Origin of the sequence: Mycobacterium sp., from assembly GCF_025965855.1 — a bacterium.
Lineage (GTDB): Bacteria > Actinomycetota > Actinomycetes > Mycobacteriales > Mycobacteriaceae > Mycobacterium.
This window is the reverse complement of record NZ_JAOPWB010000031.1, coordinates 1-11,194: the sequence shown is the minus strand read 5'-3', so window position 1 is coordinate 11,194 and position 11,194 is coordinate 1. Positions and strand designations below refer to the sequence as shown.

Here is an 11,194-nt window from a genome sequence, read left to right as displayed (position 1 = left end):
GCCTCGGTGCCCTGCGCGACGATCAGGTCGACGCCCGCGGCCGCGTGCCGCCGGGCGTGCTCCGTGGTGCCCGCGAGCGCGGCCACCACGACGTCCTGGTCATGGGCACGCTCGACGAGGTCGGCGGGGGGCGGCCCGAGCGCGCTGGCGATCAGCCGAATGTTGTGCTCGAAGGCCAGGTCCAGCAGCGGCGCGTAGCCCTTGGGCGAGATGTTGAGGCCCCTGGACGCCCTGGGCTCCTCGGCGGGCGCCGCGACGCCGTAGCGCGACAGCAGGTCGTCGACGAAAGCGCGGTGCTCCTCGGGCAGCAACTCCCGCGCCTGCTTGGCGTCGATCCCGCCCTGCTCAGCGCCGACGTATTTGGGCGGCAGCAGCAGGTCGACGCCGTAGGGCTTGCCGCCGGTCTGCTCCTCGATCCAGGTCAGCTCGTTCTGCAGGCGTTGGGGGCTGTGCGCGACCGCGCCGAGGATCCCGAAGCCGCCGGCGTTGGTCACCGCGGCCACCACGTCGCGGCAGTGACTGAAAGCACAGATCGGAAACTCGACGCCGAGCATTTCGGCGGCCCTGGTTCGCATTGCCCGACGCTAAGAGTTACTGATTGATAAGTCAATCGCTAAGGCGACCGTCCGTCCGGCGGCCAACTCGACACGCCCTCTTCCAAGGGAACCTCGAGGCTGTCCAGGATCGACGCGACCATTCGCCACGCGCCAATGGCGGTGACAAGCTCGATGAGAAGCGTTGCGTCGCCTTGCAATTCGCGGGAACAGGCGGCCCAACTCGCGGCGCTGACGGCGCCGTCGCGCACCACGTCGTCGGTGGCCGCCAGCACCGCGCGGTCGGCCGGCCCGAAGCCGTCATACCGCTGCCAGTCGCGCACGCCGAGCATGTCGTCGGCGCTCACGCCCAGTCTCGACGCGACGCGCCAGTGCTGTGTCCACTCGTAGTCGCACGCGGTGAGCCAGCCGATCCGCATGATGACCAGCTCGCGCAACCGCGGGTCCAGGGCACCGTGCCAGAGCATGGTGGCGAGCAGGTCGTTGATGGCGCGCGCCAGCGGTGGATGGTTCAGCAACACCTGGAAGATGCTGAGCTCGGCCATGTAGTCGGGCACCGCGGCCTCGTCGGCGGCGGCCTTGGCCGCGTCCAGCGGCAGTTTGGGCACCCGGGCTCGCCCGATAGGTGGGGTCATGGTGTGAGCACTCCGTCCACTGGCGGGACACCTCGCGTTCACCGGCAATGGTAGCCAGCGGCGCAATGGCGGACGAAAAGCCCCGAGCCCCAAGGCCGCAACAGCGGGCCTCCCGATGAAAACGGCGGTTCCGGCCAGAACCGCGATCCGGGCCACCTGCGCGAATACCTTTGGCGCCCTGGCAGATATCGGCGACGACGGCAGCTATGGCCCGGATCGCCTCGACGGCGCCGCCCATCTGGCGCCCGTGCATGAATTCAAGCCCGGTGCACCGCCGGCGATCGTTGCCCGGAACGGCCCCCACGGCCCCGCTGTCACGCGTCAGCCTCCGCCCCGGTATGACTCTCGCCACAATTTAGCCGGGACTTAACTTGCAATCGTAAAGATTTCAGCGATTTCCCGACGCAGTTTCGCAATACCCCCTACTATGACGTGATTACGCATCCCCGATGCAGCACATCGGGCGTCCAATTTAGGGTGTCTCTGCCTGCCTCGGCCCTTGCAGGTCGGGCGGTTTCGCGGGGTCTCGTCCTGTTCGCGACGGCGCGATGCTGACAACGCCCGTGGTCGACGCCGGGCTGGGCACGTAAACGCCGGACGACCTTGGCGGACAGCGCCTCTGGCGGCAGCGTCGGTACAAGGCAACGCGCGAATACCGTCCGAAAAGTATGTGTCTAGCCGGCCGACCAAGCTTTATGTCGACGGGCCGCGGGTGAGTCATTGTTAAATTTCTGTACGTTCGCACGATTTTTCCACGCGTGTGAAGCGAAGCCGCTACGCTGCTGATCGCGCCATGTTCTTACGGGTGGGCTTCGATCCGGGGGTCGGTGGGTTTTTTGCGAGTATGCGGCGGAGTTGCCAGCTCGCACAAAAATATTCGACGAGATTTCTCGAAGCTCTGATAAGAGCGAGCAGCAGTGATAGGAACTTGTGGATAGGCAAGGAGAGGTGAAGGACAGTGGATAAGGCAGGTGTTACACCGGTGGCCGTCATCGGGATGGCGTGCCGGCTGCCGGGGGGCATCAACTCCCCTGACCTCTTTTGGGAAGCGTTGCTCCGCGGCGACGACCTTGTCAAGGAAGTTCCCGGCGACCGCTGGGACGTCGACTACTACTACGACCCCGAGCCGGGCGTGCCTGGCCGGTCGGTATGCAAGTGGGGCGCGTTCCTGGACAACGTGGGCGACTTCGACCCCGAGTTCTTCGGCATCACCGAAAAAGAAGCCACCGCGATGGATCCCCAGCACCGGTTGCTGATGGAAACCGCGTGGGAGGCCATGGAACACGCCGGCCTCACCAAGGACACCATGGCCGAGGAAACGGGTGTTTTCGTTGGATTGAACTACGGCGACTACCAATTCGTTCACGCGGCCACCGACGCCTTTGACGGACCGTACGGAAACCCCGGCACCATCTCCTGCATGGCGTCCGGACGGATCGCCTACGCGCTCGGCCTGCACGGTCCCGCGGCCACGGTGGACACCGCGTGCTCTTCCGGCTTGTTCGCGATCCACCAGGCCTGCCGCAGCCTCAACGACGGCGAGAGCAACCTCGCATTCGCCGGTGGCGTGAACGTGATGATGGAACCGCGCAGGTCCGCCTCCGCGTCGGCGGGGGGCATGCTGTCGGGCACCGGGCACTGCCACGCGTTCGACGTCAAGGCCGACGGCTTCGTCTCCGGCGAGGGCTGCGTGGTGCTGTTGCTCAAGCGCCTCACGGATGCGCAGCGCGACGGCGACCGGATCCTGGGCGTGATCCGCGCCACGGCCGCCAACCAGGACGGCCACACCGTGAACATCGCGATGCCGTCCGGCAAGGCGCAGGCCGCGGTGTACCGCACGGCGCTCGCGGCGGCGGGCGTGGACGCCGGCACCGTCGGCATGGTCGAGGCGCACGGCACGGGCACCACCGTCGGCGACCCGATCGAATACGGCAGCCTGGCCGAGGTATACGGCATCGGCAACCCATGCGTGCTCGGCGCCTCGAAGACGAACTTCGGGCACACCCAGGCGGCCGCCGGTGCGCTGGGGATGATGAAGGCGGTTCTCTCCGTCCAGCACGGTGTGGTGCCCAAGAACCTGCACTTCGAGAGCCTGCCCGACGAGATGGCCCGGATTGACACCGGATTGTTTGTGCCGCAAGAGAATACGCCGTGGCCGCTGAACGGCGAACAGCCGCGACGCGCGGCGGTATCGGCGTACGGAATCTCCGGCACCAACGTGCACGCCATCGTCGAGCAAGCCCCCGAACCCCTTTCGCGCAACGGCGCGGCAACCCGGCCGAGCCGCGATGGCACGCTGCTGTTCCCGCTGTCGGCCACCTCGGCCGAGGGGCTGCGCGAAACCGCCACCCGGCTCGCCGACTGGGTCGAGGCCAACGCGACGGAGCTGGCGGCACCGGACCTGGCCTACACGCTCGCTCGCAGGCGTGGGCACCGCTCCGTACGCACCACCGTGCTGGCCAGCGACACCCCGGAGCTGCTGACGGCTTTGCGGGAGGTCGCCAACGGTGACGCCCTTTTCTCCGAAGTGGTCGGCCAGGAGGAGCGCGGCCCGGTCTGGGTGTTCTCCGGACAGGGGTCGCAGTGGGCCACGATGGGCACCGACCTGCTGGCGAACGAGCCCGCATTCGCGGCGGCCATCGCTGAGATCGAGCCGCTGATCGCCCACGAGTCCGGGTTCTCGGTGACCGAAGCGCTCACCGCCCCCGAGAAGGTGAGCGGCATCGACCGGGTGCAGCCGACGATCTTCGCCATGCAGGTCGCGCTGGCGGCCACGATGAAGTCCTACGGGGTCCGGCCCGGCGCGGTGATCGGCCATTCGATGGGCGAGTCCGCGGCGGCCGTCGTCGCCGGAGCGCTTTCGCTCGAGGACGGGGCGAAGGTTATCTGCCGCCGCTCGCGACTGATGACCACCATCGCCGGTGCCGGCGCGATGGCGTCGGTGGAACTGCCTGCCCAGCAAGTGCTTTCGGAGCTGATGGCTCGCGGCGTCAACGACGCCGTGGTGGCGGTGGTGGCTTCTCCGCAGTCCACCGTGATCGGCGGCGCCACCGAGACGGTCCGCGAGCTGGTGGCGGTGTGGGAGCAGCGTGAGGTGATGGCCCGCGAGGTGGCCGTCGACGTGGCATCGCACTCGCCGCAGGTCGACCCGATCCTCGACGAGCTGTACGACGTGCTGGCCGAGATCGAGCCGTTGACCCCGGAGGTTCCGTACTACTCGGCCACCTCGTTCGATCCGCGCGAGGAGCCGTACTGCGACGCCAATTACTGGATCGACAACCTGCGTCACACGGTGCGGTTCTCCGCGGCCGTGCAGGCGGCGCTGGAAGACGGCTACCGCGTCTTCGGCGAGCTCTCGCCTCACCCGCTGCTGACCCACGCGGTCGACCAGACCGCCCGCAGCCTCGACATGACGGTGGCCGCCCTCGCCGCGATGCGGCGCGAACAGCCGCTGCCCCACGGCCTGCGCGGGTTGTTGGGTGACCTCTACGCCACCGGCGCCACGGTCGACTTCTCCGTGCTCTACCCCGGCGGGCACTTGGTGGACGCGCCGCTGCCGGCGTGGACGCACCGGTCGCTGCTGTTGAGCCGCGAGGGTCACAGCTCCCGCGCGCTGTCTTCCAGCGTCGCGGTGCACCCGCTGATGGGCCAGCACGTGCGCCTGCCCGAGGAGCCGGAGCGCCACGTCTGGCAGGCCGAGATCGGCACCGCGGCACTGCCCTGGCTGGCCGACCACCAGGTCCACGGCACGTCAACGCTGCCCGGTGCGGCCTACTGCGAGATGGCGCTGGCCGCGGCCCGCACCGTCTTCGGCGAGGCATCCGAGGTGCGCGATATCCGCTTCTTGCAGATGCTGATGCTCGACGAGGAAACCCAGATCAGCCTCACCGCAACCGCGGAGACGCCGGGCGCCCTCGCGTTTGCGGTGGAAACCAACGAGGACGGCGTGCAGGCCCGGCGCGCGTCCGCGGTGTTGCACGACGTTGACGGCGAAGACCTGCCGGCCGCGCAGAACATCGACGAGCTGCTGGACGCGCACGCGAGCCGCCTGGACGGCGGCGACCTTCGCGACGCCATGGACCTGTGCGGCATCCAGTACGGCCCCGCCTTCACCGGCCTGGCCGCCGCGCACACCGCCGAGGGAACCGGCACCACGGTGCTGGCCGAGATCGGGCTGCCCAGCGTGATCCGGACACAGCAGACGAACTACGGCGTGCACCCGGCACTGCTCGACGCCTGCTTCCAGTCCGTCGCCGCGCACCCGAGTGTGGCGAACGCCAGCCTGGGCGGCCTGCTGTTGCCGCTCGGTGTTCGCCGGCTGCGGGTGCACGGTCCCGTCAGCGCGGCCCGCTACTGCTACTCGCGGGTGACCGCGGCGAGCGGCGGAGCCGTCGAGGCCGACCTCGACCTCATGGACAAGCACGGCACCGTGCTGCTGACCGTGCGCGGACTGCAGATGGGCACCGGCACGTCGCCGAGCGGCGAGCGGGCCAAGGCGATGGCCGAGCGCCTGCTGACCGTCGAATGGCAGCAACGCCAGCTGCCCGAGACCGCCGCCGCCGAAACCGGGGCATGGCTGCTGATCAGCACCTCCGATGCCGCCGACCTCGTGGCCACAGCGCTCACCGACGCGATGAAGCTGCACGACGCGGAATGCACCACCCTGTCCTGGACGCAGCAGGCCGACCACCCGGCCATCGCCGGGCGGCTGCGCGGCGAGATCGAAAAGGGTGGGTTCGCCGGCGTGGTGGTGGTCACCGAGCCGAAGAACGGCAACCCGGACGACGAAAGCGCCGTGCGTGGCGGGGATTACGTCCATCACGTGGTGCGCATCGCCCGCGAGCTGCCGGAACTCCAGGGCGAGTCGCCCCGGCTCTTCGTCGTCACCCGGAACGCCCAGAAGGTGCTGTCGGAGGACGTTCCCAACCTCGACCAGGGCGGCCTGCGCGGCCTGCTGCGGGTGATCGGTGCCGAGCACCCGCACCTGCACACCACCCACATCGACGTCGACGAGCAGACCGGCGCCGAGCAGGTGGTGCGCCAGCTGCTGATGACGGGGCCGGGAGAAGACGAGACGGCCTGGCGCAACGACGAGTGGTACTGCGCGCGTCTGTGCCCCACCCCGCTGCGTCCCGAAGAGCGGCTATCCACCATCGCGCACCACGAGCGCGACGGGATGCGGATGCAGATCCGCACGCCGGGAGACCTGCAGACGATGGAGTTCGCCGCGTTCGACCGGGTTCCCCCGGGGCCCGGGCAGATCGAGGTGGCCGTCACCGCGTCGAGCATCAACTTCGCCGATGTGCTGAACGCGTTCGGCCGCTACCAGAGCCTGGACAACATCCTGCCCCAGCTGGGCACGGATTTCGCGGGCGTCGTCACGGCCGTCGGGCCCGACGTCACCAACCACAAGGTCGGCGACCACGTCGGCGGCATGTCCCCCAACGGCTGCTGGGCCACGTTCGTCACCTGTGACGCGCGCCTGGCCACCACGCTGCCCGACGGGCTGAGCGACGCGCAGGCGGCCGCGGTGACCACCGCGCACGCCACCGCCTGGTACGGCCTGAACGAACTGGCCCGCATCAAGGCCGGCGACAAGGTGCTGATCCACTCCGGAACCGGTGGCGTGGGGCAGGCGGCGATCGCCATCGCCCGCGCGGCGGGGGCCGAGATCTTCGCCACAGTCGGCAGCGAGCGGCGTCGACAGCTGTTGCGCGACATGGGAATTGAGCATGTCTACGACTCGCGTACCGTCGAGTTCGCCGACCAGATCCGGCGTGACACCGACGGTTACGGCGTGGACATCGTGCTCAACTCGGTGACCGGCGCGGCGCAGCTGGCCGGCATCAAACTGCTCGCGCTGGGTGGGCGGTTCGTCGAGATCGGCAAGCGCGACATCTACGGGGACACCAGGCTGGGTCTCTTCCCGTTCCGTCGCAACCTGGCGTTCTGGGGCGTCGACCTGGGGCTGATGTCGGTAAGCCATCCGCAGCAGGTCAGCGAGATCCTGAGCAACGTCTACCGGTTGACCGCCGAGGGCGTGCTGCCGATGCCCGAGAGCACGCATTACCCGCTCGCGGAGGCGGCCACGGCGATTCGCGTGATGAGCGCGGCCGAACACACCGGCAAGCTCATCCTCGACATCCCGCGGGCCGGTCGCAGCAGCGTGGTGCTGCCGCCGGAGCAGGCGCCGGTCTTCCGGCGCGACGGCTCCTACATCATCACCGGTGGCTTGGGTGGCCTCGGGCTATTCCTGGCCGAGAAGATGGCCGCGGCCGGCGCCGGCCGGATCGTGCTCAGCTCTCGTTCCCAGCCCACGCTGAAGGCGCTCGAGACAATCGAACTCGTCCGTTCGATCGGGTCCGACGTGGTGGTGGAGTGCGGCGACATCGCCCAGGCCGACACCGCGCAGCGGTTGGTGGCCACGGCGACCCTGACGGGACTGCCGCTGCGAGGCGTGCTGCACGCGGCCGCGGTGGTCGAGGACGCCACCTTGACCAACATCACCGACGAGCTGATCGACCGCGACTGGGCGCCCAAGGTGTACGGCGCGTGGAACCTGCACGAGGCCACCGCATCTGCGGATCTGGACTGGTTCTGCTCGTTCTCGTCGGCGGCCGCCCTGCTGGGCTCGCCGGGCCAGGGCGCCTACGCCGCGGCCAACAGCTGGCTGGACGCCTTCACCCACTGGCGGCGCGCACAGGGCCTGCCGGCCACGGCGATCGGCTGGGGAGCCTGGGGTGAGATCGGCCGCGGCGCGGACTTCGCCGAAGGCAGCGGTGCCGCGATCGCTCCCGACGAGGGCGCCTACGCGTTCGAGGCGCTGCTGCGCCACGACCGCGCGTACACGGGCTACAGCCCGCTCATCGGGACACCGTGGATCGCGTCCTTCGCGGAACGCAGCAAGTTCCTCGAAATGTTCAAGTCGGCCGGCGAAAAGCGTTCGGGCTCAAGCAAACTGCGCGCCGAGCTGTCCGGCCTACCGCTCGACGAGTGGCCCACCCGGCTGCGGCGTCTGCTCTCCGAGCAGATCGGCCTGATCCTGCGCCGCAACATCGACGTGGACCACCCGCTTTCCGAGTACGGCCTCGACTCGCTCGGCAACCTCGAATTGCGCACACACATCGAGGCCCAGACGGGAGTACGCATCACCTCAGCCGACATCACCACGGTGCGGGGTTTGGCGGATCACCTGTTCCAGAAGCTGGCTCCTAAGGAGGACGCTGCGGCACCTGCGTGAGATAGGTCCTACGTCAAAGTCGACTGCACTGCTAGGCCGGTATTAAGGAGGGAAACGTGTTCATAGGTGGAGGCTCTGAGCACGACAGCCTGCGCGTTGGCAACGCTTACGACTGGGACCCGGGTCCGGGATCCGTCGTGACGTGGCAGCCGACGCCCGGCTGCGCCGCGAAGGCTCGGCAGGCGCCGGTAAGCCCGGTGCCGCCCAGCTCTATGCAGGGAGGTCACCTTCGGGGGTTCGTCGACTTCCGTGACCGCGGTCTCGACTATTCACGAGCGGTCATGGGTTCCTGGGATGTGCCCGGGCGCTGCGACATTCGCGCCATGACCTACGTCATCAACGCGCACCTGCGGCGCCACGCGACGTACCACAGCTGGTTCGAATTCACCGACGAGAAGAACATCGTCCGTCACACCCTGAACAACCCCCGCGACATCCAGTTCGTCGCGAAAGAATACGGCGTGATGACGGAGCTGGAATGGCGGGACCACTTGCTGGCCACGCCCGATCCGCTGCAGTGGGATTGCTTCAGGTTCGGCGTCATCCAGTACGAGGGCCGCTTCGCGCTGTACGCGGTTGTTGACCATCTGCACTGCGACCCGATGTTGATCGCGGGGCTGTATGTCGAGATCGTGATGAACTACAACGCGCTGCTCGAGGGCAAGGCGCCCGTCACGCTGCCGCCGGCGGCCAGCTATGACGACTTCTGCATGCGGGAGAACCAATGCGTGTCCGGGATGACGCTGGAGTCCCCGGAGGTGCGCAAGTGGATCGAATTCGCCGAAGCCAACGGCGGGACCCTGCCCGACTTCCCGCTGCCACTGGGTGACCAATCGATCCCGTGCGGCGGGGATGTCCACGTGGAGCGGCTGCTGGGCCCGGAGCAGACGGCTCAGTTCGAGGCCCTCTGCCAGCAGGCGGGTGCCCGGTTCAGCGGCGGCTTGTTCGCCTGCGCCGCCCTGGCTCAATACGAATTGACCGGCGCGGAAACGTATTACGGGCTTACTCCCACCGACAAGCGGAAGAGCCCGGCGGACTTCATGACGGTGGGCTGGTTCACCGGTGTGGTGCCGTTCACCGTTCCCGTCGATCCGAACTCGTTCGAAGAAACCGCCCGCGCCGCGCAGGCTTCCTTCGACGCGAACATGGATCTCGCGAACGTTCCGTTCGATCGCGTGCTGGAACTGGCGCCTTGGCTGAAGACGCACGGACCCCAGTTCACCATGATGAGCTACATGGATGCCGGCCTTCCTCCCCTGTCCGCCATCGTCGCGACCGCTCTGGATGGCGTGAACGCGACCGCGTTCACCGATGGCCGCAGCCCGGCGTACATGTACTCGACGGTCTTCCGGCTGTTCGATGAGGTCTCGATCATGGTGTCCTACCCGAACAACCCGGTTGCCCGGGAGTCCGTGATTCGCTACACGGAGGCCATGAAGTCGGTGTTCGACCGGGTCGTCGCGGGCAAGTTGGCCGCGGTGCCGGTTCGCGTAGCCAGGTAAGCCCCACAGCGCCGGCCTACGCGTCTGGCAACCGAAAGTTGCGTCGATGAAATTCGTTCTGGCCGCACATGGAACCCGTGGCGACGTCGAGCCCTGCGCCACGGTCGGCGGGGAGCTACGGCGCCGAGGACACGACGTCCGAATGGCGGTGCCGCCCAACCTGGTTGACTTCGTCGAGTCGGCCGGGGTACCCGCCGTCTCCTATGGGCCGGACACGCGAGAGCAGGTAGTGGCCGTCGCGGAGTTCACCCACAACGCCTTCAAGGTCCAGAATCCGGTCAGCTTCGTGCGCGACCTCAAGGAGCTTTTCGTCGAGGGCTGGGCAGAGATGAGCCGCACACTTACCTCGTTGGCCGATGGGGCCGACCTGTTGGTGACGGGCCAGACCTACCACGGCGTCGTGGCGAATGTCGCGGAGTACTACGACATTCCGGTCGCGGGGCTGCACCACTTCCCGGTGCGGGTCAACGGCCAGATCGGTGTTCCGTTCCTACCGACACCGGCACCCGTGGTCCGCGCGACGTTGACGGCCGGCTGGTGGCTGTATTCGCGCATCACCAGGGCGAACGAGGACGCGCAACGCCGCGAGCTGGGTCTGCCGCGGGCGGTGGATTCCGCGTGGCAACGGATGGCCGACGGTGGAACATTGGAGCTCCAGGCCTATGACCAACCGGTGTTCCCCGGTCTTGCGGCGGAATGGAATGGCAAGCGGCCCTTCGTGGGCGCGCTGACGCTCGAGATCGGGGCGGATACCGACGACGAGGTCGCGTCGTGGATCGCCGCGGGAAAACCTCCGATTTACTTCGGTTTCGGCAGCACGCCGGTCCGATCCCCCGCCGAGACGGTGGCCCTGATCGCCGAGGCCTGCGCCGAGTTGGGCGAACGGGCGTTGATCTATTCCGCCGCCGAGCCCGCTTCCCAGCGCGACCACGTGAAGCTCGTAGGCCATGTCAACTACTCCACGATCCTGCCCACCTGCCGCGCGGCCGTCCACCATGGTGGCGCGGGCACGACGGCCGCAAGCCTACGAGCCGGGCTCCCGACGCTGATCCTTTGGGATGTGGCCGATCAGTTCATCTGGGCGACTCAGGTAAAACAGCTGAAAGTTGGCTCCGCGAAGCGACTTTCGAACATCACGCGGCAATCATTGGTCAGGCAGCTGAGCAAGATCCTCGCGCCGGACTACGTATCCCGAGCCCAGGAAATCGCTCCCCGAATGACCAAACCCACAGTTGCAGTGAGGACGGCTGCCGATCTTCTGGA

The 11,194-nt window shown here is 67.9% G+C and carries 5 protein-coding genes; 3 read left to right on the top strand and 2 right to left on the bottom strand.

Annotated features, from left to right (window positions below; genetic code table 11):
• Both JWP83_RS02425 and JWP83_RS02420 read right to left on the bottom strand, forming a co-directional pair.
• Window positions 1-575 (bottom strand): nitronate monooxygenase (locus tag JWP83_RS02425; protein WP_297725430.1); only part of this gene is annotated, 575 nt, incomplete at its 3' end.
• A 38-nt stretch (window positions 576-613) separates the two neighbouring features.
• Window positions 614-1,177, bottom strand: coding sequence for a carboxymuconolactone decarboxylase family protein (locus tag JWP83_RS02420; protein WP_297725432.1), 564 nt, complete (start codon window positions 1,175-1,177; stop codon window positions 614-616).
• 970 nt (window positions 1,178-2,147) lie between these two features.
• Between JWP83_RS02420 and pks2 the strand changes: the two genes are divergently transcribed.
• From pks2 to JWP83_RS02405, 3 genes are all read left to right on the top strand, one after another.
• Window positions 2,148-8,429, top strand: a complete 6,282-nt coding sequence (gene pks2, locus JWP83_RS02415) for a sulfolipid-1 biosynthesis phthioceranic/hydroxyphthioceranic acid synthase (RefSeq protein ID WP_297725428.1) — start codon at window positions 2,148-2,150, stop codon at window positions 8,427-8,429.
• Window positions 8,430-8,485: 56 nt separating this feature from the next.
• A complete protein-coding gene (locus JWP83_RS02410) occupies window positions 8,486-9,931 on the top strand; it encodes a condensation domain-containing protein (RefSeq protein WP_297725425.1) in 1,446 nt (481 codons plus the stop codon).
• A 46-nt stretch (window positions 9,932-9,977) separates the two neighbouring features.
• A partial coding sequence (locus JWP83_RS02405; RefSeq protein ID WP_297725423.1) for a glycosyltransferase occupies window positions 9,978-11,194 on the top strand: 1,217 nt, incomplete at its 3' end.